Source organism: Frankia sp. Allo2 (genome assembly GCF_000733325.1).
Taxonomy (GTDB): Bacteria; Actinomycetota; Actinomycetes; order Frankiales; family Frankiaceae; genus Frankia; species Frankia casuarinae.
The window spans coordinates 13,939-36,427 of record NZ_JPHT01000032.1; the positions used below are offsets into that span (position 1 = coordinate 13,939).

Below are 22,489 nucleotides of genomic sequence, written 5' to 3' on the forward strand. Positions count from 1 at the left end.
TCGAACAGCTGCCGGCAAGGCTGGAGGAGTAGGGGCTGCCCCGCCCAGGGAGGGCACATACAGGCACGGAGATTGCCTTCGGCCGGGGGTGGCGGTCCCAAGGTCCCGTCAGAAAGCTTCGTCAGTCCCTGCTGATCGGGGCGGAGCAGAAGGGCATTGTCGAGTCGACGATCCGTCGGTGACCGACTTGAAGGAGCCAGCGTGCCCATCTGGCACATCCGTCCCTACGAGACCGTCGACTACGCGGCGACAGTACGCCTGCTGGAGGAAGTGAGGAGCACCCCGGGCGGCCCGCCCATCAACCTCACCGACACCGTGCTGGCGCTGCGGCACGAACTCCCGGAGACCGAGTCCCCCGCGGTGGTCGCCGTCGCGGGCGAGCATCTCGTCGGTGCCGCGGTCGGGCGCAAGGAGGGCGGCCAAGGCCGGGTGCTCACGGTCGCCATCGCGCCCGCCTGGCGTCACCACGGCATTGGTTCCAGCCTGTTGCAGAGCGTGGAAAACCTGCTCCTGCACGCCGGCTGCCGGCGGATCACCACGCTGATCACCCCCGGGCAGCCGGGTGAGGAGGCGTTCCTCAACCGCGGCTTCACCGCTACCGGGCAGGTACTCTATGACAAGCAGATTCCCCTGCGCCCGGCGGACGTCTCCACCGTCGAGCGGTGGGGCGGCGCGCTGCTGAGCGCCTCCGAGTGGTCCAACCTCGCCGGGATGGAGGAGGAGCGCGCGCTCATCGAGAAGCGGCTGCTGCTGCCGGTTCGGGAACGGGAGCTCGCCGAGGCGTACGGAGTCGTCATCCCGACGGCGATGCTGCTGTTCGGGCCGCCCGGCACCGGTAAGACGTCCTTCGCCCGGGCGGTCGCCGCCCGGCTGGAATGGCCGTTCGTCGAGCTGCTGCCCTCACGGCTGGCCTCCGGCGGCAGTGGGCTCGCCGCCGAGCTGCGGTCAGCGATCAACGACCTCATGGGGGTCGAGCGGGTCGTCGTGTTCATCGACGAGGTCGACGAGATCGCCCAGTCGCGGGAGACCCGACCGGAGAACCAGTCCGTCGTCAACGAACTGCTCAAGGCGATCCCGCAGTTCCGCGGGGTGCAGGGCCGGCTGCTGATCTGCGCGACCAACGCGGTCTCGGCGCTGGATCCCGCGTTCATCCGGCCCGGCCGGTTCGATCTCGTCCTCCCCGTCGGACCGCCGGACGCCAAGGGGCGCCGGGTGCTGCTCGATGGGCTGCTCGACCGGGTCGCAAACAAGGAGGACATCGATCTGGACGCCGTCGTCGCGGCCACCGACCTGTTCACGCCGGCCGATCTCTCGGCGGTCGTGCAGCGCTCCGCTGCCGCCGCCTTCCACCGGGCCGCCGACGGGGTGAAGGTCGGCACCGGGGCGGGAGCGGAAAGCGGCGGGGGCGGCCACGGCCCGACGGTGACCCCGTTGAGCACACAGGACCTGCTGGACGCCGCCCGGCTGGCCCGGCCGACGATCAGTCTTACCGAGCTGGACCGCTTCCGTCGTGACGCGGAGGCCTTCACCCGGATCTGACCTGCCCCGCCCCTGCAGGGACGACCCGCACCCGGATCCGCCTCGCACCCGGATCCGGGTGTTGATAACTTTTGATTTTTCGATATAGAAAAGTATTTCCTGCCCCGATGACGAGGCGCGACACGGGAGAGTTCTCGACGAAACGAAAACCGCAGCGATCTTCCAACCCAACCACAATGAGGTTTCGCCATGACCGACGGAAATCGCAATCTCTACGTAGTCGCCTGCAGTGGCGGGTACCCCNCCNGGGNCCTTCCCNCCNTCGTCAGGCAGGNGNGGNCCGCCGGCTGGGACGTGCGGGTGGTCGCCACCCCGTCGTCTTTGCAGTTCATCGACGCGCTCGACACAGGTCACGGGGACGGGTAGCGCAGCAGGGCACCGAGACCGTCGGTCGGTGCGCCGGGCAGATCGGCGGGCAGGACCCGCACGGCCGCGCCGGTGCCCCAAGCGGCCCGCACGGCCAGATCCGCCAACCGGCCGGTGGTCGGTGGTGACCCGGCCCGGCGGGCCCGGCGGGCCAGCCGGGCCAGCGCGCCCGGCTCGGTGGCGACGTCCCCGGGCTCCGGCCCGTACCAGGCGGCCCGGTCGTCGCCGGGGTCGTCGACGACGAGCAGCGTGCCCACCTGAGCGCGGACGAGCGCGGCGAGCGTCGCGGGCACCCCGTCGACCGCCCGGCCGTGTGCGCGGTCCTCGGCGAAGCGGTCGAGCACGGCGCGGGTCCGGTCGCGAACCTCGGCCTCGACCAGCTCCCGCACCTCCTGGGAATGGAACCGGTCGCTCCGCCCGGGGTGACGTCCCCCGTGTTCGAGCTGGTGGACCAGCGGGGTCACCCGGGGCGGCAGATGCTTGCGCAGCAGCTGCACGGCCCGGACGTCTCCCGCGAGAACCACCAGCGCGGCGTCCACCCGCTCGGTCAGCTCGGTCACCGCCTCGGCGACCTGCGCGGCGTTGTGATCCCACGAGTCCTCGGCACGATCCTGGTAGCGGCGCTGCGACCAGCCGCCGGGGGCATTGCGCTCGATCTCGTCGTCGGAGCCGACGACCTCACCGGCGAACCGCAGTCCGTCCCCGGCCACCCGCAGGTCGGCGCCCGTCCGGTCGGTGAGCACGACCACACAGGGCACGCTGCTCTGCCGGTAGGCAAGCATCGGCAACGTGCAGGGCAGCGAGCCCCAGACGGCCCGGTCCGCCACCTGCCGTCGCAGCCGATGACACCAGACCACCCTGCCATCCGCGGCGCACGCCGCGAGAGCGGCGTTCTGCGGGCCGAGGGACGCCACAACCTCGTCCAACGCGCCCAGCGTCGCGCCATCCGCCCCGTCGGCGGCCAGGCTGTCGCGCAGGCGCCGCCACCGGACCGCCCGATCCGCCGCAATCCCGTCCATCTGATCGGACAGGCCCAGGTACAGCGTCGCGCACGGGCTCGGGACGGCGAACAACTCGTTGATCTCCTCATCTGGGATCACGGCNCCGCGGCCTCCTNTTCNNNNCNCCCGCCGGTCGGCGAGCCGATCCTCCAGGGTCCAGGATGGGCACCGACCGGCTCTTCGGTCCGGCCTCTTCGGTTGCTCCCAGCCATACCCATCATCGGCGCGACGGACCGTCGGCCACCCGCCAGGACTTCATCCGGGCGCGGCCGGTATATATTGCTGCTGACGGTCCGAATCGGCTCGAGTTCGACTCTTCGCCGGCCTCAATGATCGGCATCGTCGGCAAACATCGTCGGCAAACGCCGAATTCCCTACCTGCCCCCGGCCTGTCCCCGGGGATCGGTCCATAGATCAGTGCTGTGCGCGCTTGTCAGGAGGTCGATGCCGGCCAGGACTTCCGCGGCGGGCCGGGCCTCTAGGCGGCGCCCGTCCCGCAACCGCAGGGAGACCCGCTCGTCGGCTGCCTCCCGGGCACCGATGATCGCCTGGTAGGGCACCAGACGAGCGGCCCGGACCCGCGCGCCCAGGGTGCCGCGCTGCGGACCGGCGGCCTCGGCCCGCAGTCCCCGGTCGGCCGCCTGCCGGACCAGCGCGAGGGCGTGGGGTACCTCGGCGTCGGAGATCGGAAGGGCCACCAGCTGCACGGGCGCAAGCCATGGTGGAAAGGCACCGCCGTGCGACTCGATGAGGTGGGCCACGGCCCGCTCCACGCTGCCGATAACGCTGCGGTGGACCATGACCGGCCGGCGCATCGCGCCGTCCGGGCCCGCGTAGCGCAGATCGAACCGTTCTGGCTGATGGAAGTCGATCNGCACGGTGGACAGGGTGGCTTCACGGCCGGCACTGTCGACGATCTGAACGTCGATCTTCGGGCCGTAGAAGGCCGCCTCCCCCTCCACGGCCTCGTAGGCCACCCCCGCGGCGTCGAGGACCTCGGTCAGCAGGGCGGCGGACCGCCGCCACATGCCGGGGTCGCCGACGTACTTCCCGCCCGGCCCCGGCAGGGAGAGCCGGTAGCGGGCCGGGCTGACACCCAACGCGCCGTAGGCCTCGCGGATCAGCTCCAGCGCCGCGCGCGCCTCGTCGGCGACCTGCTCCGGAGCGCAGAAGATGTGCGCGTCGTTCAGCTGGATCGCCCGCACCCGGGTCAGCCCGCCCAGTACCCCCGACAGTTCGGAGCGGTACATGCCACCCAGTTCGGCCATCCGGAGTGGGAGATCGCGGTAGCTGTGCGCGCGGGAGCGGTAGATCAACGCGTGGTGCGGGCAGAGGCTCGGCCGCAGCACCATCTGCTCCCCGCCAAGCCGCTCCCCGCCAAGCCGCTCCCCGCCAAGCCGCTCCCCGCCAAGCCGCTCCCCGCTGAGATCCATCGGCGGAAACATGTCGTCCCGGTAATGGGACCAGTGGCCGGAGATCTCGTACAGCTCCCGCTTGCCCAGCACGGGCGAGTACACGTGCCGGTAACCGGCCCGACGCTCCACGCCACGGATGTACTCCTCCAGGGTGTGCCGTACGACGGCACCGGCGGGCAGCCAGTACGGCAGACCCGACCCGATCAGCGGGTCGGTATCGAAAAGTTCCAGCTCGCGACCGAGCTTGCGGTGGTCGTACACCGTGGTCTCCTCACCTCGCGGCAGGTAGGGCGGGTGACCACAAGGCGAAGCCCCGGGGCATCCACCCCGGGGCTTCGACAGAAGAACGGCTGTCAGCGCGCCGGGACACTCTCCGGCGTCGTCGTCAGGCCAGCGCGCTGCATGTCGTCCAGGTTAGCAGTGCCGCCCCCGCCGCGGTGACAATGACGACAGCGGTGACGGCGGCGTGCGTGACGGCGGCATGCGTGACAGCGGGGTGGGCGGGCGGGTAGCGGGCGGGTAGCGGGCGGGGTGGCCGCGGGTCAGCGCGCGAGGATGCTCAGGATCTCACTGGCCGAACGTCCCCGCGCCGCGAGGGGATAGACGGTGATGGCCAGCCGGATGAGGTTGTCACCCCGGCGGCTGACGCCCGCGGCCGGGACGGGCCAGACCCGGTCCGTCGGGCCGGTCGCCTCCCAGGCGGCCTTGATTGCGGCGAGTGGGCCGGTGACGTCGCCGCGCCGCCAGGCGTCGGCGGCCCGGGCGGCGACGTCGATGACACCGGGACCGGCCGTGGCGACCGCGACCGCCGCCTCGGGACCCGCGGTCAGGATCCACGGCACGAGTCCCGGTGTCGGCTCGATCCGCTGCAGCAGCGAGATCATCGCCTGCGACCGGGGCCCGGTGACAATGGTCGCCGCCGACGCCCCGTGCCGCGCGACCACGTCCACGGCGCCCGGATGTGCCTGTTCGACGTCGGCCAGGGCCCGGCGCACCGCGGGTTCCAGGTCGAGCGAGGCGAGTGTCGCCAGCACGGCCACGGGTATCCGGGCGAGCAGCCCCCCGAGCGGCGCGAGCACCGGCCGGTCGGCCTCGGGTACCCGGCCGAGACACGCGGCCGCGGCAGCGGCCTCGGTCACCGATATGCCGTGCTCCAGAGCCAGGCCGACCACGGCGACCGGGTCGTCCGTGGTGGCGGCGACGGCCAGATCCACCTCGGCCGCGCCCGCGGGCAGCAGGTCGGCGACCGCCAACAACCAGGCCCGGGCGGGCGGGTCCAACGCGCCCAGCGCCGACACCAGGCGCGGCGCCCCGTGCAGCGCGGCGGCCACCCGCACCAGGCGGGCACCGCAGGTCGCGGCGACGGTAGCCGGGTCGAGCGCGACCAGCGACGCGACCTCCGCCGCGAAGGACGCGGACGAACCGGCAACCCGACCGGACGAACCGGATGAACCGGATGAACCCGTGGTGGCCGGCCCCGCCGGACCGGTGGTGAGGGGTCCCGTGGGGTCCGACTCGCCCCGGGCCGCGCGCGCCGCTTCGACGAGCAGCCGGGGCAGCGGCATCGTGCCCCAGTGGGCGGCCAGATAGGGCGCGGAGACACCCTCCAGCGAGGGGGGGGCGGAGGGCGCCCCGCGGCGCAGGACGCCCTCCGCGATCGCGGTGTCGAGCACGTCGGCCACGTCCTGTCCGGACATCCGGGCGAGCCGGACCAGCCAGTCGCGCGCCGCCCCGATCAGGCTGGCCCTGTTCAGGGTCTCGGCGAGCGGATGGATGCCCCAACGCCGGGACAGGTACAGCCCGACGACGTCGTCGTCTAACAGGGCCACCGCCCACGCCGACATGCCCGGCCTGCCGAGCAGGTTCTCCTGGAAGGCGGTCTCAATCACCGTCGACGGGTCCGCCGCGACAAGCTCGGCGAACTGCGTGGTCCAGACGATGTCCTCGACGGCGAGGCATCGGACGATCTTCAGCAGGGTGTCGAGCGGCAGGACGCCCCACCGGGATCGCGCGAACGCGACGACGCGCGGATCGGCCCACCAGACGGGATCGGGCGGNGGGTCGGCCTGGTGCAGGCCCGCCGTGACGGCCTCGTCGACGAGGTCGCCCGGATTCGCGCCGAGCGCGGCGCCGAAGGAGCGCAGCCACTCCAGGTCGCCGTCCACCAGGACCCGGACCGTCGCCATGATGTCCCGCAGCGACCGTTCGTCCCAGCGTGCGGCGACGTAACCGGCGATCAGCGGCGGCAGCGCCGCGTCCGTCGGCGAGGCCTCGCCAAGGACGCCCTCCGCGACGGCCCGGTCGATCGCGCTGGAAACCGGGACCGCGGCGGCGTCGGCTACCGCGCGCAGCCAGCCGACACTCGACCGCGTCAGGTCCCGGGCCACGTCGAGCAACGCCACCAACGGCACCGCGGTCCACCGNTCGGTGAGGTAGGAGGCGACGTCCGCATGGGACCAGTCGGATGGTGACGGTGGCCGCGCCTGGCCGAGCAGGCGCTGGGCGAGTGCCGCGTCGACCACCTCCGACACGGACACCCCGACCGTGACGGCCACCGAGCGGATCCAGAGCAGGTCACCCGCGGCCAGCACCCGCCCGAGCTCGATCAGCTCGGCCAGGCTCGTCGTCTCCCACCGTTCGGCAAGGCACCTGGCGATGTCGGGGTCCCACCGCGACGGCGGCACCGGACCCGGTCCGGCCAGGAGGTTCTCCTCGATCGCCCGGTCCCGCACCTCGTCGGCAGCCAGCCCGCCGGCGGCCGCGAGGGCCGCGCACCAGTCCGGTATCCAGTCCGGGTCACGGGCGACGACCAGGGTGTCGGCGAATGCGGCCCGCGGGTCCGCGACCGGGGCCGACACGTCCTCGGCGGAGGCAGTCGCGCCCTCCTCCACGCCGCCCTCCACGCCGCCGTCCACACCGCCGTCCACACCGCCGTCGAGCACGAACCGGCGGACCTCGTCCTCGGTGAGTCCGGGCACCGCATCGGCGCCGGCCCGCGCGAGCAGCTCGATCCGGTGGACGATGCCGCTGCCGGGCCGCCCACTCACCGGGCTGGTTCCCCCCCGCAGCACCTCGGGCGTCACCCGGGCACGTTCCGTGAGTTCCCGGATCAGATCGACGGGCAGCAGCGGCGCGCACCGCACCACCGCCGGCGCCGCGCCGGCGACCGCGAGCGAGACGACCGCGTCGCGGTCAAGTCGGGGTGCCCGGGCCAGCACCTGCCCGGTCGCGGCCACCCGTTCGAGGGCCTCGGTCAGCTCGGTCAGGCCGACCGCGGTGATCTGCCAGACGTCACCCCAGCAACCGGTGAGGACACCGATCGCGGGCAGCGTCTCGGCGAGCAGCATCCGGCGGGTCTCCGGCCGGATCCGCTCCCGCCTGACCAGCCGCATCACGTCGATGACGATCCGGCGCTCGGCCGGCAGCGGCCGCAGGACCGCCGCGAGCTCGTNGAGCATCTTCGCGCTGTCCCGGGCCGCCAGGACGCTCTGCTGCTCGGCGAGCTCCGCGGTGACCGTGACAATCAGGTCCGGCCGCCCGGCGAACGCCCGACCGATCTCCTGCAGCATCGTNATGACTGCGCTACGCCCACCGCGTTGCGGGCTGCCGGTGTCGGCCGCGAGGGCACTCTCGTCCGGGTTCACCAGCAGGTGCGCGAAGGCCGCGGCGAACAGCCGCCGGGCCGCGCTCTGCCCCGCCGTCGCTCCGATGCGCCTGCGCAGCCCCTGCAACGAGACGTCATCGACCAGCGGCAGGTCCCGCCAGGCGCGCGGAGCGTGGGCTTGGCCGTCCTCGTCGAGCAGCGGCAGCGCGAACTCCACCGGCTGGCCGGCGCTCGCCAGAACCTTCGGTTCGGTCAGAGCCGCCGGGTCGACACCGAAGGCGATGATCCGGGCCGGATCGGGCACCGCGCCGTCCGGTGCCCGATGCGCGGACCGCAGGCGTCGCAGCGCAACCAGGGTCCGGGCGAGGTCGTCGGGCGGGCAGAGCAGCCAGCCGGAACCGCCGAGCAGGCCGGCCAGCGGGCTGGACAGGTCCGCGGCCTCGAAGGCGGCCACGCCGACCGCCGCCCGCCCGGACTGTAGGCTCGCCGCGAGGCGCACCGGCTCCGGGTTGACCCGGCGCTCGGCTGTCATGACCTCCGTCCCCGTCGGCGCGAACNCTCCCCGCAGGCCCTTGGGATCGCCACGCGGGGTGAGCGTCTCGTCGAAACGGCGCACCGTCACCGGGCGCTGCTCACCGGCCTGCAGGACGGTGGTGAGATCGACGTCGAACCCGGTGCCGGAGCGCGGCACGAACACCCGGACGCCGTACCTGAGCTTCATCACGACGAACCGGGGGTCGACCCGGTCGACCGTGCCCAGGTACGTCCCGCCGACCAGGCCCCGCTCGAAGCGGGGGTTGCGGTCGCCGAACCCGCCACGGGCCGCGGTGTCGTGATGGTAGGCGATGATGACGTCGGAGGCGGCGAGATCTTCGGTGATCTTCGCGCGCCGCGCCGCGGCGGCCAGCGTCGTGAGCTCCTCCCGGAGCCGGCCGGGCTGCAGGTCGGCAACCCGGGCGTCGATCCCGCAGCCCCGCAGGTACCGGTCCACCGCCTGCTCGCGCGTCGCCCGCGACCCGCCCGTCACCGCGCCGTAGGCGGTCGGTCGGCGGCCGGTGGACAACCACCCGATCAGCCGGGCCAGCGATCGGGCCTGCGCCGCCCGCCACTCCTCCAGCGGGGCGTCCGGTGCCGGGACGTCGTCGCCGAGCAGTTCCACCGTGTCCTGGCTACGTTCGGACGCGGGCGGGATCACCCCCCGGGCCGGCGCGTACCCGTGGCGGCCATACCCGACCAGCCGCAGCGATCCCCGGCAGTGCACGAGATGATCCGGGCTGAGTTCGACGGGAACGACGCCGAGCTNGGTCGCGGCGTCGTCGAGCAGCGCGCCGAGCGGGGCGAGCATGTCCATGACGTCCGCGGGGGCAACGAACTCGCCGTTCGCGAGCTGCGCGGCCATGCTGTCGTCGCCGCGTTGCCGCTCGAGCGGGTCGGTGAGCGGGCCGGCCGCCCAGCTCGTGATGTAACCCGTGGGCGCCTCGTAGCCCGTGGGCACCCCGTCGGGGCCGTCGACGATGTCGAGCAGCAGGGGGGTCAGCGGGTTGCCGAGCGAGAGCAGCTCCATGCCGACCCGTAGCGTCGACGGGCCGCCCGCGCCGGCCGTACGCAGGGCGCCGAAGCCCAGCCCGGCGAGGCTGACCAGGCGTACCCGGCAGTCGGCCCCGGCGCCGCGGATCCGCCGGGGCATCTCCCGCCAGGTCCGGCCGCTGCGGCCCACGACCGCCGGACGCTGGTCCGCCACTTCCGCCACTTCCGCCACTTCCGCCGGCGGCGCGCCCGGCGCGGACCGCGCGCCTGCGGTCCGCGCCGGGCGGTGTCCCCGCTGCGCCTGCGCGGCACCGTCGGCGGGTCCGGCGGGGAGCGGCTCGGGGTCCGCGAAGTCGTCGAAGTCGTCGAAGTCGTCCGCGCCGGCGGGTCCGGCGGGGAGCGGCTCGGGGTCCGCGAAGTCGTCGAAGTCGTCGAAGTCGTCCGCGCCGGCGGGGCCCGCGGTGCCGCCCGGGTACCCGCCACCACCCGAAGACGCCGCGCTCCCCGAATACCCGCCACCACCCGAAGACGCCGCGCCGGTCGATCCCGTCCGACCGCCCTGGAAGGCCCTGCCGTTCGAGCCCGCTCCGCGGTCCGGGGCCGCCCCCGGGTTCGACTTCGATTCGCCGTCGGGCTGGCTCCCCCACGCGCTCCGGTTCCACCAGCTCACGGTTGCGGCTCCTCATCCGACAGGACCTCGCGGGCGACCAGCGCGGTACGCACCGCGGCGATCTCCGCGCGTAGCACGGTGGCGGTGCCGAGCCGGAAACGCGGATCGGCGGGCAGGCAGTCGGTGATCAAGCGGATCAGCATGGGGTGCACGCGACGGGCCGCGAGCTCACCCCGCAGCTGCCGCAGCTTCTCGTCCCGCGCCTCGGCATCAGCCCGGGAACCGGCGGCGTCCGCGGCCGACCTGGCCTCGGTCGCCCCGCCGAGCCAGTCATCCGGGCGGTCACCGGTCAGCGCGAACAGCAGGGTGGCCGCCAGGCAGTGCAGGTCGTACTGCGGGCTGAGCGGCTCGGCTCCCGGCGGGGCGTAGCCCGGGGTCGCGGTGGTGGGCATGACCTTGGCCGACGGCTCGACGATCGCCGCCGTCGACAGGTCGACGAGCGAGTACCGGGGTGGGTCACCAGCGACGAGGATGTTCTCCGGCTTGACGTCGCCGTGGACCCAGTACCCCCTGATCCGTTCCTCGTGCTGGTAGAGCCGCTGCGGTCGGATCGTGTGCATCGCCTCCAGCGTGGCGCTGATCTGGTCGGCCAGCTCAACGACCTGGCGGGCGCTGAGCGGGCCGGACTCGGTGACCCGGGAGTCAAGCGTGGTGGGCACCATCTGCCCGATGTCACCGATGAACTGCATGACGATGAACGCCTCACGGTTGTACCGCTCGACCTCCCGCTCGTTGCCCCCGGTCACGAGCGCGTTATGGTCGTGCCGGGTCGGCGAGGGCCCGTAGACGACGTCCACCAGGGCCGGCACCCCGTGGGTGATCTCGCCGAGCGCCGCCTGCACGGCGACCGCGTCCTCGACGTCGATCGAGCGCTTCTCGTACTGGGTCCTGGCGTACTCGGGATTGATGTCGTGGTCGCGGCCGCCCCACCATGCGCCCTTGACGACGACCAGGGCGTTGCTCCACTCGTCCCGGGCGAGCTCGACGTAACCTTGGCCGCCCTCGGCGAGATGACGCACGCAGCGGTACCGGCCACGGCCCCAGGTGCGCGGCACCGACGCGAAGGACGCCCCGTAACGCAACCGTTCGACGATCTCCAAATCAGAGGCGACCGTACTCACCGGCCACCTCCGGGTACCCCACCGCCGCCAGGTCCGCCGTTCCCGAGCACCCCGCCGGCCGGCCAGGGTCCCGTCACATGCACTTCCAGACCCACGACGTCGCGGACCAGCCAGACCGGCTCCTCGCCGTCCCACCTCTCGGCGACGCCCGGCGTCAGCCGCCGGGCACCCACCCACGAGCCGTTCGTCGACAGGTCGGTGAGCGTCACCGTCCCGTCGCGCTCGTTGCCGACCATCAGATGGCGCCGCGAGACCCGGCCGGCGGCGTCGATCTGCAGCCGGTCGCAGACGTCGACGACGATCAGGTCGTCCGCCGTCCGCTGCACGGCGTTCGGTTGCCGTCCCAGCACAATGCGTTCACCGGGTCCCACGTTCGGGGTGTCGAACGACGAGCCGTCGCCGCGCCGGACGGTCAGCCGCCAGCCTGTTCCGCCCGGCCGCCCGGCCGCCCTGGTTGCCTCGGCCGCCCTGGTTGCCTCGGCCGCCCCAGCCGTCCCAGCCGCGTTGACCCGGCCGACCCGCACGAGCGACCCGGCCAGGTGGAGCGGGACGTCGAAACGCCACTCCCGGGGCAGGTCACGCACCAGCCGGTCGTCGCCCAGACTGGTGCCGTTGTGGGAGCGGTCGACCACCATCGCCGTGCCGGCAGCCGTGAGGGTGATCTCCACNTGCCGGGTGCTGATGTAGTCGTAACTGCTACCGAGCCCGGCCGTGACGTCGACGAGCTGCTCCGAGCCGAGGTTGTGGTCGGGATGGCGCCCAAGGACGACCGTGGTGCCCACCTCCAACGTCACGAGACGATGGGTGCCGCCACCCTCGATCCTCAGCACGACCGGACCCGCCACCACCCTGGCATCCCACCCGGCGCCGGACGGCACGGGCAGGCCGACGATGGTCGGCGCCCCCACGGTGCCCGAGGGCGGGATGTAGGCGGGAGCATCGAAGATCGTGGCGTCGTCCGCGAGCGCGTCCCCGAGCGCGTCCGCCAGGGTCCTGCGACTTCCCTCCCCGGGTTCGCCATGGCCCGCCTGCCGGTCCGGGGCATCCAGGTCCAGGGGCTCGGTCGCTCCCCGGGGGGCCGGCGCGTCCCGCGGCGCGGGGGGCATGGGCGACGCCGAGGGCACAGGCGACGCCGCGCCCGAGGCGTCCCCGACCGCCTGCCCAGTATCCGTCTCGATCTCCTGGACCGGGCGTCGACACAGCGGACAGACCAGCCGGGCGCCCTGGCCGCGCCCCGCCACGCGCATCGGTGGCGACACGAGCGGCCCCAGCCGGGCGTTCACGCAGTCGGGGGTCACGCAGCGATAGGCGTTGGCGCGGGCAGCGGCGACGACCTCCGGTCGCCCCCGCAGGCCCGACGCCTTCACCTCGTCCTGCCGCGCGGCCCGCTCCCAGGTGACGGTGTCGATCCGGTTCATCGCCCGGCGGACCAGTTTCACGTTCTCGCCCGCCGGGGCGGCGGGTAGCACCTTCCATCCGAAGAAGGTCGAGGCGTCGCCCTGGATCCACGCGTGGGCGTCGATGTTGCGTTTGCCGTAGAAGTTGTCCTTGCTGACGACCTTCCCCCCGACGGCCCTCGCCTCCTCCAGCAGGATGTCGTCGGCCTCGGCCGCCCAGGCCAGAGCGCCGTCACGGTAGTACCGCTGCAGCGGAGCGAGGTCGTCAAGCAGGCCGCGCAGGCTGTTGTCGGCCACATAGCGAAAGGTCGCGTCGGCGCCGAAGGCACGGCGGGCGGCGGCCTCCACNGCGAACAGCCGCGCGGTCACGCCGCACCGGCGCGGGCAGCGTGCGCCGTGCGCGCAGCCGAGACCGATCTGCGCGAAGCTGCCCGGCGAACCGTCCCGGGTGATGTTACTGACGTCGAACAGCACCGTCGTCGAGGACATGGGACTCCTACCGATTGTCAGCTGTTGCCGAGGACGTCGTCGAGACGCCGACGGGACGCCGCCCCGCCGTGTTGCCGGCCGGACACGGGGTCCGCCTCGACGAGATCACGGGTCCGGGTCCTGGTGCGGGTCGCCCGGACCCGGGCTCCCGACACCGCGTCGGCCGGCGCGACACCCTGGCCGAGGGCCCGTAGCGTCGCGTTGTAGTGGTCGGCCAGATCGTCGAATCCGCGGTCCGCCGCCCACAGCGCCGCGTTCCGGAACAGCTCGGTGACGCTCTCCCGGGAATGGGCGAAGCTGGCCCGCTTCGCAATCTCCTCGTCGAACTCCGCGATGCTCTCCTCGTGTTCGAGGGAGGATTCCGCGTCCGGGAAGACATCCGCCTCGACGGTGGCCCGGAAGCGCTGCGCGGCGTGCGGGTCGGCCCGGCTGTCCACAGCCAGCCGCCGTCCACCGGCGACCACCCCGCCGCGGGCCTGAAGAATCGTGTGCGCGCCGAGCGGTGTGTCCGGAGCGCGCAACCGGAGCAGGAAGACCGGACGGTCCTCGCCGGTGCTCACGGCGGGTAGCGGCAGCCGCAGCTCGGTGCCGCGCGAGGTCGGTGGCGGCACCTTCATGAGGTGACGCTGCGGTTTGATCCGCCGCAGCGCCTCCACCGTCCAGCCGGGTCGGATCAGGACCCGCAGCTCACCGCGCCCCGCGGCCGCGCCGACCACCGGTTCGATCAGCGACGAGACGATCGCGTCGATCCGGTCGACGTCCTCGGCCGCCGCCCAGACGTGCTGCGTCTGGCCGCACACCCCGACCATCTCGGCGAGCACCTCGTCCCGGGCGTCGACGCCGATGCCCAGCGCGTCCGTCCCGATGCCCTGGTCGCCGAGCCCGGCGACGATGTGGGCGAGCTGCTCGGGCTGCCAGCGGCCGATGTTGGCCTCACCGTCGGTGATGAGCAGGACCCGGTAGACGTCCGCGTCCGGCGCCTGCGCGAGCAGCTCCCGCCCGGCGACGGCGAGCGCGTCGCCGATGTTGGTGTAGGAGTCCGCGTCGCTGTTCGTGGGGCCGTCAACGGCCGGCAGGCGGTCGGGCCGACGTCCGGCGCTGATCACTCGCGCCTCGCGGGCGAAGCGCACCAGCACGAGCGGGCAGCCGTCGGGCAGCAGGCCGTGCACGCGTTCCAGAACCCGCTGCGCGAGCTCCCACTTGCTGACCGCGTCCGGCGCCGCCGGATGCAGCATCGACAGGGATGCGTCGACCGCGACGGCGACCGCCACCTCCCGCCGGCCCCGCGGCGGATCGGCCACGCTGATCGTCAGCCGGAGCACCCCACCCGGCTTCGTGACACCCCGGTCCATCCGGCCCTCGACGCCGAGCCGGTCCCTGTCGTTCATCGGTTTCCTTTCTCCCCGTGAATGCGCGGCTCCCCGTGAATGCGCGTGCCGGTGCCGCGGGACTCGCCGACGCCGGTGAGCATCGCCCGCTGGCGCGGTCTGGTCCGGGTGGCGACCACCTTCTCCCGGGCGGAGCGGATCGCGATCACCGCGACGGTGGCGTTGTCGTGCCCACCGAGGTCCTCCGCCCGACGGCAGAGCAACGAGGCCAGTTCGGCGGGGGNGCGGGCGACCGAGGCGAGGTCCTCCAGCACGTCGCAGAACCTCCAGTCGGCCACGCCCGGAATGTCCTCGGCGGTGTCGACGCCCGCCTCGCACGCCCCGTCGGTGGCGAGGATCAGCAGGTCGCCGTCGGCGAGCTGCACCCTTCTGGTCGCCACCGCGGTCGCGCCGCGCTGCGCCGTCCGGACGCTCTCGGTCACGATGCCGCGCTCCTCGGGTGTGGGAGCCTGGCCGGCGACGATCGCCTCGGCGACCACGCTGTGCTCGCTGGACAGCCGGGTGGCCACGAAGCCGTCGCCGCAGCGGCGCAGCAGGTAGGCACGGCAGTCCCCGACGGTCGCGATGTCGGCGCGACCGCGGGAGATCGAGGCGAGCACCGCCACCGCGGCGGCCCGGCGGCTCAGCGGCGCGGGCGGCGGCGGCAGCGCGACGTCCAGCAGCAGCCGCTCCGGTTCGGTCTCGCCGTCCTTCCACCGCCGACGGAATGCCGCGAGCAGCGCCCGCGCCGCCCACCGTCCCGAACCGTCACCGGGACCGGTAATGCCGTCGAGCACCGCGCAGGCGGTGGTCGTGCCGTCCGACGGGTCCTCGACCTTCGCCCAGCCGACCGCGTCCTCGTTGTCGCCTTCCGGGTTGCCGCCCGCCTTGCGCCAGCCCGTCACGCTCTCGCACGCGACGACGGTCGTCAGCCGCTCGTTGCGCGCGGGGAAGACGAAGGGTGCGATCCTCGACGCCAGCGCACCGGCTCCGGTCGCCCGGCGACCATGCTCGGGATGTAGGCAGGCCCGCAGCGCGGCGTCGGCGCCGGGCGGCCACTCGCCGGCGGCAAGCCCGGCCATCGCCAGCATCGAGGCGTCCCGGTTGCTCCACTCGCCGGTCAGCGCCTTGAACAGCACCACGGCGAACAGGCGAAGGTCACGGGCGGGACCACGCTCCCCCGCCGGAGTGACGAACCAGGGGTCGACGGGGTCGTGCCTGCCCGCGTCCAGGAGATCGCAGACGGCCAGAGTGAGGCTCTGCCCGGTCCACCTGAAGCTCCACGGCGCGAGAAGCCCCACGCCCTGCTGATGGAACGGTTCGAGGCTGCGGCCGATCTCGACGAAGGCGCGCAGCAGTGCGGCCGCGGAGATCGCGGGAGCATCGGCGGAATGGCTGTCGAGCAGATCAACCAGCGGCAGTCCCGGAAGTTCCGGCCAGCTCAGCTCGACCCGCACCGGCATGATCAGTCCGGCGCTCGCCGTGGGCAGGGCGACGCGGGGTGGGGCATGGCGTAAGGAGACCGCGCCGGCCCCCGCGTCCGCGGCGGCGTCGAACTCGTCGAAGTCGACCTCGTCGAGACCGGCAGGGTCGTCAAGACCGGCAGGGTCGGGAACGGCGTCTTCAGGACGTGTGTCGTCGAGACCGGCAGGGTCGTCAAGACCGGCAGGGTCGTCGAGACCGGCAGGGTCGTCAAGACCGGCAGGGTCGTCAAGACCGGCAGGGTCGTCGAGACCGACGTCCTCGGGAACCGCGTCGTCAGGAACGGCGTCGTCAGGAACGGCGTCGTCAGGAACGGCGTCGTCAGGACGTGCGTCGTCGAACGGGAACGGCTGATCCGAGTCACCGGGCTCCACCGACTCGGCGGTCACGTCGAACGGACCCGGGTCCTCCGCCTCGTCCAGCGCGTCCAGCGCGTCTGGCACGTCTGGCACGTCTGGCACGTCCAACTCTTCGGCTTCGCCGAGCAGCTCGGCACCCTCAAGTGCATCCGGACCCGACGACCCGGCCAGACCACCGGATCCGCCCGGGTCGTCGGGTCCGGTGGGGTCTTCCAGCTCGTCGCTGTCGTCCTGCCCGGCCGCCGGCGCGTCCGGGCCTCCGAGCTCGTTCGCCTCCTGCGCTCCGGGTGAACCGGTCACCGCCCCGAAAGGATCGATCCCGGCGACGCCACCATCGCTGGCGCGCGGGCCGTCCAGGACACCGCCCGGGACATCGGAGGAGTCCCCGCCCACGACCCCTGTGATCACCGCCGGAACCGGGTCGCCTGGCGAAACCACAGGTCCGTCCGGGCCGGTCAACGGTGCTTCCCGATCACATCTGCCGGGGCGTGGGATGCGGACATCCCGACGCTACCGTCCGAATCATCCAGATGATCAGCGTCCATGGTCGTGGCAACGGCGACGTGCACGACGGTCCCCCCTTCCTCCCGCAAGATCGCGAAAGATCTGCAGTATGCCTGTCCGCGCGATATGACGGTATCGCTCGGCCTCGTCAGGTAAAGGACAGCCATAACCGACATCTATCGGTCTGGTCGTCATCGGCGGCATCTGCGACGGTCGGTGGCAACGGCCCACTACCTTCCGGAGGCACCGTGTCCGAGTTCAACTCCCGCCGCGCTCAGCGTCAGGTCCCGGCCAGGCGGAGCAACCCACTGCAGAAACTTGCCCGTGACCGGGCCCGGCAGGCCCGCCGACGCACTCGGCGCGATCAGCCGCTGCCGGATTACCTCGCCCGCTACGCGTCCGGACCGGACGGACATCCCCGATCGGCATCGACTACGATGGGCAAGCCGCGACCGAGCGGGAATTCCCTCAAGCACCTGCGGCCGGTTCCGTGGACGTCGCTGGGACCCGCGACGGTCCTCGATGCCCGCGTCGACTTCTCGGACTGTGCCGGCTACAAGCGGCGCCCGGTGGTCGCGGTGCGGGTGGAGAACGGCGTCATCCTGGCCTTCCCGATTACCACTCAGGTACGTCGGCTCAGCTGGGTTTGCGGACGCCTGCTCGCCTTCCCACGGGAGGCCGGTCNGCGCGAAGCCCAATCCGCGATCCTGTGGCGCCCGGTGGCAATCGAACGCTCCGATGTGATCCGGGTTCTCGGTCGTCTCATCGGCTCCGACCTCGAAGAGTTTCAGATTCACGCACGGGCGGTGCGCGGGGTCGACGGCAGCGACGCCTGACCCACGCCGGTATCCGGGCACGGACGAGATCGCCGGGGAAGCAACGACCGGAGGGGCCGGAACGACCCTGCGGAAGGATACCGTTACACTCGCTCGCCATGCGGCTGCGGTTCCTCGTCGACGATCGGGTCGAATTCGACCAGCGGCTGCGCCGTTCCGACCAGCTGTGCGTCGGTGCCGCCCCGGACGACGTCTGCGACGATGCCGCGTCGCACCGGCATCTGTCCGCCAGCCCGCCGGACCGGAAACTCTCCCGCCGGGCCGCCCGCCTGTCCGCCGCGCCGGGCGGCGGCTGGAATGTGGAAATCGCGAACCTGAACCAGGCCGATGTCCGGAACTGGGGACAGCCGACGTATCCCGTCGAGCAGGGCGGGCTGGTGTCGGTGACCGACCGGCCGACCGCGGTCTGGCTGCGCGGCACTCCGCAGCGCAGCTACCTGCTGTTATGCGAGCCGGAGCCGACCGGCGTCCGCCGGATTGCCCGCGATCGTCGAGTGACGGAGAGCAACGAGGTCGATCGCCTCTCCGAGAAGGAGACCGAGGCGATCCGCGTGGTCTTCGAACAGCATCTACGGTGGCCGCCCCTGCGTAACCCGGATCCACGTCCCAAGAAATCCGCCGCCGACCGGCTGGGGATCAAGCAGACCTCGCTCAACGACCGGTTGGCGGGCGCGCTGGAGAAGGCGAGACGGGTCGGCTACCAACCACCGGGCGGGCAGGTCGCCCCGACCCGCGACGCCGACTGGGTGTACTGGCTCGTCGGCATCGGTGCGCTGGACTTCGAGATGCACGCGGGAATCGGCTAACCGTCCCGATCATCGAACGGCGGCTGGCCGATCGAGCGAACCCGAGTCAGACAGACCCGAGCCAGACGGACCCGGGGGCGGCGCCGGACGAACGCGCACCCCGCCGGGTCGTTCCCCCTCGCCCGCGTCCTAACTCTCTACGCCTGCGCCTCTACGCCGGTGTTCTTCCCGTCCGCGCTTTCTCCCGATCCACGTGCTCCGCCGATCGACGCGCCCGTATGACTCGTCACTACCGATCCGGATATTCCTCGTCGGACGCCTCGGCTCCACTCGGCGTTGTCGAGATTTCCCGGGCGCATCGCATGAGCCGAAGATTTGTCTCCTGCTCGGCGAGCCCCCGATCACCCGATCGGGGGCTCGCCGACCCCGCGAGACGCGACCATGGAGATATGGTGATCTCGGTGGAGCGGCGGGTAGCGGTGGCGGCGGGTCCGGAACATCTGGAACTGCACGTCGAAGAGCTACGGCCAGAGGGTTTCCCACTCGACGATCCCCCGCCGGAGATTCCCTGGTCACCGGCTCCCCCGCCCCCGGGCCACCTTCGGGCGGACGGCCGTCCCCCGAACGAGGCACGGGCCCCGAACGAGACGCGGATCGCGGACAGGACACAGATCGCGGACGAGACACGGACCATGACGTCGGACGACAGGCCGGCGACGATCCGCGGCGGGGGTGGCGACATCCCGGTCCTGCTGCTCCACGGGATCGCCGGCAGCACGGCGGACTGGGCCGCGGTGGTTCCGGAGCTCGCCACGTCCCGCCGTGTGATCGCCTACGACCAGCGAGGGCATGGCGCGAGTGGCTGGGCCACGACGGGCCGAGCGGGTTACAGCTTTGATCAGCTGGTGGCGGACCTCGCGACGGTGGTCGACGTGCTCGGGCTGCCCGCCGTCCACCTGATCGGCCACTCGATGGGCGGGGTGGTGGCGCTGCGCTACACGCTCAACCATCCGGGACGGGTGCGGTCCCTGNTTCTCGCTGACNCCGCGGCCGCTCCCGCCACGGGCACGGGCGGGATCACGAAGCGGGTCGTGTCCGTCCTGCTGGCAGGGGCGGCGGCGATCGCGACGGCCGTCCACGCCGGCCGGAACCGCGCGGTGGCGGGGCTCGGCCGGATGGATCCGAACGCGATCGTCGCGCTCTGGCGGGACCTGAGCAGCTATCCGTCCCTCACGGACCGGTTGGGCGAGATCTGCGCCCCGACCACCGTCATCGTCGGTGAACGGGACTTCAGTCTTCGTGACGCCGCCGAGACGCTCGCCCGATCCGTGCCGGACGCCCATCTCGCGGTGATCGCCGGTGCCGACCACAATCCACACGCGAGCCGCCCGATCGCCTGGCTGACCGCCGTGGAGGATCACCTCACCCGCGCCGACCAAATAGCCACCGATCTCATCCGCTGATGTCGGGCCATGCCGGCCGACCGGTTGACTTCGAGTGCGCTCCCACCGCTATGGTCGGCGCGAGGCTGGCTTCCTCCCTCGTCCGCAGGTGGGGGATTCCCGGACCTCGCGGGCCGGGTTCCTGCTTCTTTTCCCGACGGGAGGTCCCGACGGATGCGTCACCGACTACCGTCGGTTCGGTCTCCCTCCATCTCCACAGGATCTTCACCGGCGAGTACGGCTCGTCTTCTATCCGGTCTGATGCGAAAGGGGGNGAGCGGCGTTTCCTCCTCCGCGTGGACGCGGAGGNTTCCACGCCGCGCATACCATGAAGTACCGCAAACTCGCCCGGACCGGCGTCGAGGTCAGCACCCAGTGTCTCGGCGCCATGATGTTCGGCGCGTTCGGCAACACCGACCACGACGAATGCGAACGCATCATCCATCGGGCCCTCGACGCCGGCATCAACTTCCTCGACACCGCCGACATCTACTCTCAGGGTGAGAGCGAGGAGATCGTCGGCCGGGCCATCAAGACCCGCCGCGACGACGTTGTCCTTGCCACGAAGTGCTTCAGCCCCATGGGCGACGAGCGCAACTCCCGCGGCGGCTCGCGGCGCTGGATCATCCGCGCCGTCGAGGATAGCCTGCGCCGCCTCGGCACCGACTACATCGACCTCTACCAGGTCCACCGCCACGACTGGGACACCGACCTCGAGGACACCCTCGGCGCCCTGTCCGACCTCGTCCACGCCGGCAAGGTCCGCTACCTCGGCTCCTCCTCCTTCCCCGCCGACTGGATCGTCGAAGCCCAGTGGGCCGCCCGGCGCCGTAACAGCGAACGGTTCGTCTGCGAACAGCCCCAGTACTCCATCTTCGCCCGCTCCATCGAAGAAGCCGTCCTGCCCGCCGCCCAACGCCACACCATCGGCATCATCCCCTGGAGCCCGCTGGCCGGCGGCTGGCTCACCGGCAAGTACCGGCGCGGCGAGCAGGCTCCGGCCGGATCGCGCTACTCGTCACAGGGCTTGCTCGGCCGCCGCCAGGGTCAGGCACTCTCCGAGGACCCGCACGCACCCGCCCGCTTCACCGTGGTGGAGGAGCTGACCACCCTCGCCAAGCAGGCCGGCGTGTCCCTCACCCACCTCGCGCTGGCCTTCGTCGACAGCCACCCCGCCGTCACCTCAACCATCATCGGGCCCAAGACGCTCACTCAGCTCGACGACGTCCTCCTGGCGGCCGAGATCACCCTCGACCAGGCGACACTCGACGCGATCGACGAGATCGTCACCCCCGGCACCGACATCGCCGGCACCAACCACCACAGCGGTAACCCGGCACTGCGGCCGAGTTGCCGGCGTCGGACGGCCCACTGACGGACGAACCACTGACCAGCCTGACCATGCCCNCCCCCGACCAGCCACGTTTCTCGACTCACGGCACCGCCAAGCCGGTCGGCGCCGCGGCATCTCCGGAGGCAGACAAGCCGTCTTCCGGATCCTGAGACGATGCGCTACAGTCGCCCGAGTCAGGTAACATAAGGGGGGTTCAACATGAGTGTCATCGTCGCCGTGACCCTGAAAGTCGATCCAGCCGCTCTTCAGCAGCTGTTCGCATCGAAGGCAGACATCTTCACATCCATCGCCGAGCGGGCACAAAAGGTAGGAGCCTTGCACCATCGTTTCCTTGCCGGCCACGGGCAGGTCATCATCCTCGATGAATGGGATTCCACGGAGGCGTTCCAGGAGTTCTTCACCAATCAGCCTGAGATAGCCGCCCTCATGCGGGATGCCGGCGTCGAGGGACCCCCGGAGATTCAGGTCTGGCAGCCGATCGAAGGCGCGCCCGACACCTTCTGAGCGGGCGCGCGGGACACGGGCGGGGGACGGCTACGGCTCCCCGTATCCGCGCCGCGGAACGGACCGGTACCCCCGCCCGGAATCGTCATCACCAGAGTTCATGATGATATCTTTGAGAACACTCGAAGCGGTCAGGTGTTCCGAGTGCGCAGCAGCATGTGAAGTTCGTTGTTCCAGTCGATGCCGTTGCTCTCCCGCCCCGCTGGAACCTGTCCGTGGCAGTCGGCGAGAAAGGCGGTGACCTTCGACTTCGCCAGCTCGAGATCGGCATGCCCCGACGGGCTGGACAGGGACACCGTGATCACCGTCTGCCCCTTGGATCTCGTCGGCCGGATGCGCACGTCGCCGGTCCCGGCGGGAACCTCGATCCCTTCGGCCAGCAGCGCGCGGGCGAAGATCCAGGTGATGGCCTCTTCACCGGGACGTAGGATCAACTCAACGGCGAAGGGATCAGCCGGGTCATAACGGAGTGTGCCGGGGATCGCCTCTCGCTCCCCCTCCTCCGTGACGTAGTCAACGGATAGATCGCGCGCCACGACATGCGCGGGCGTCGAGCTGTGACGGAGCATCGCTGCCTCCCAACACGGTCGGATTCGACACTGTTCAGCATCGCGCCCGGCGACGCCCGGTTTGGCCACCCGACGGGCCTCTCTGGACGGGCGGATCAACCCGGCACGGCTAGGCCGGTCGGCATAGCCGGCGAGTGAACGCAACGTCACGGTTCCATCGCTATTTTGTCGCGGTTTCGGCATGGTTGCGGCGACCC

The 22,489-nt window shown here is 71.9% G+C and carries 11 protein-coding genes; 5 read left to right on the forward strand and 6 right to left on the reverse strand.

Annotated features, from left to right (window positions below; all coding sequences use genetic code 11):
* The first annotated feature begins 201 nt into the window (after positions 1-201).
* Positions 202-1,539 carry an ATP-binding protein gene (locus ALLO2_RS18060; RefSeq protein WP_011437785.1) on the forward strand — a complete coding sequence of 446 codons (1,338 nt, stop codon included), beginning with the start codon at positions 202-204 and terminating at the stop codon, positions 1,537-1,539.
* Positions 1,540-1,889: 350 nt separating this feature from the next.
* On the opposite strand, the gene ALLO2_RS18065 is transcribed toward ALLO2_RS18060, so the two are convergent.
* From ALLO2_RS18065 to ALLO2_RS18090, 5 genes are all read right to left on the reverse strand, one after another.
* The gene (locus ALLO2_RS18065) at positions 1,890-3,005 is read right to left on the reverse strand and encodes a Vms1/Ankzf1 family peptidyl-tRNA hydrolase (protein WP_035733658.1); all 1,116 of its coding nucleotides are present in this window, start codon (positions 3,003-3,005) and stop codon (positions 1,890-1,892) included.
* 275 nt (positions 3,006-3,280) lie between these two features.
* Positions 3,281-4,606 (reverse strand): threonine--tRNA ligase, encoded by a 1,326-nt coding sequence (thrS, locus tag ALLO2_RS18070; protein WP_084588484.1) that lies wholly within the window; start codon positions 4,604-4,606, stop codon positions 3,281-3,283.
* Between the two features lie 5,512 nt (positions 4,607-10,118).
* A complete protein-coding gene (locus ALLO2_RS18080) occupies positions 10,119-11,243 on the reverse strand; it encodes a serine/threonine protein kinase (RefSeq protein ID WP_011437789.1) in 1,125 nt (374 codons plus the stop codon).
* On the reverse strand, positions 11,240-13,129 hold the full coding sequence (locus tag ALLO2_RS18085; RefSeq protein ID WP_035733664.1) for an FHA domain-containing protein: 1,890 nt from the start codon (positions 13,127-13,129) through the stop codon (positions 11,240-11,242). Before ALLO2_RS18085 ends, ALLO2_RS18080 begins: the two co-directional genes overlap by 4 nt.
* Positions 13,130-13,146: 17 nt before the next feature.
* A complete protein-coding gene (locus ALLO2_RS18090) occupies positions 13,147-14,517 on the reverse strand; it encodes a vWA domain-containing protein (protein ID WP_011437791.1) in 1,371 nt (456 codons plus the stop codon).
* Positions 14,518-17,775: 3,258 nt separating this feature from the next.
* Here ALLO2_RS18090 and ALLO2_RS18110 point away from each other — a divergent pair.
* From ALLO2_RS18110 to ALLO2_RS27420, 4 genes are all read left to right on the forward strand, one after another.
* The gene (locus ALLO2_RS18110; protein ID WP_023841518.1) at positions 17,776-18,483 is read left to right on the forward strand and encodes a hypothetical protein; all 708 of its coding nucleotides are present in this window, start codon (positions 17,776-17,778) and stop codon (positions 18,481-18,483) included.
* A gap of 389 nt (positions 18,484-18,872) precedes the next feature.
* Positions 18,873-19,886, forward strand: coding sequence for an alpha/beta fold hydrolase (locus ALLO2_RS18115; protein WP_084588485.1), 1,014 nt, complete (start codon positions 18,873-18,875; stop codon positions 19,884-19,886).
* 307 nt (positions 19,887-20,193) lie between these two features.
* Positions 20,194-21,240 carry an aldo/keto reductase gene (locus ALLO2_RS18120; RefSeq protein WP_011437795.1) on the forward strand — a complete coding sequence of 349 codons (1,047 nt, stop codon included), beginning with the start codon at positions 20,194-20,196 and terminating at the stop codon, positions 21,238-21,240.
* 177 nt (positions 21,241-21,417) lie between these two features.
* Positions 21,418-21,723, forward strand: coding sequence for a hypothetical protein (locus ALLO2_RS27420; protein ID WP_011437796.1), 306 nt, complete (start codon positions 21,418-21,420; stop codon positions 21,721-21,723).
* Positions 21,724-21,854: 131 nt separating this feature from the next.
* On the opposite strand, the gene ALLO2_RS18130 is transcribed toward ALLO2_RS27420, so the two are convergent.
* The gene (locus ALLO2_RS18130) at positions 21,855-22,292 is read right to left on the reverse strand and encodes an SsgA family sporulation/cell division regulator (protein WP_011437797.1); all 438 of its coding nucleotides are present in this window, start codon (positions 22,290-22,292) and stop codon (positions 21,855-21,857) included.
* Positions 22,293-22,489 lie beyond the last annotated feature (197 nt).

Bases quoted from the DNA above. Each gene is read 5' to 3' on its own strand.
- ALLO2_RS18130 (WP_011437797.1), bottom strand. From the start codon at position 22,292: ATGCTCCGTCACAGCTCGACGCCCGCGCATGTCGTGGCGCGCGATCTA.
- ALLO2_RS18120 (WP_011437795.1), top strand. From the start codon at position 20,194: ATGAAGTACCGCAAACTCGCCCGGACCGGCGTCGAGGTCAGCACCCAG.
- ALLO2_RS18110 (WP_023841518.1), top strand. From the start codon at position 17,776: ATGCGGCTGCGGTTCCTCGTCGACGATCGGGTCGAATTCGACCAGCGG.
- ALLO2_RS27420 (WP_011437796.1), top strand. From the start codon at position 21,418: ATGAGTGTCATCGTCGCCGTGACCCTGAAAGTCGATCCAGCCGCTCTT.
- ALLO2_RS18090 (WP_011437791.1), bottom strand. From the start codon at position 14,517: ATGAACGACAGGGACCGGCTCGGCGTCGAGGGCCGGATGGACCGGGGT.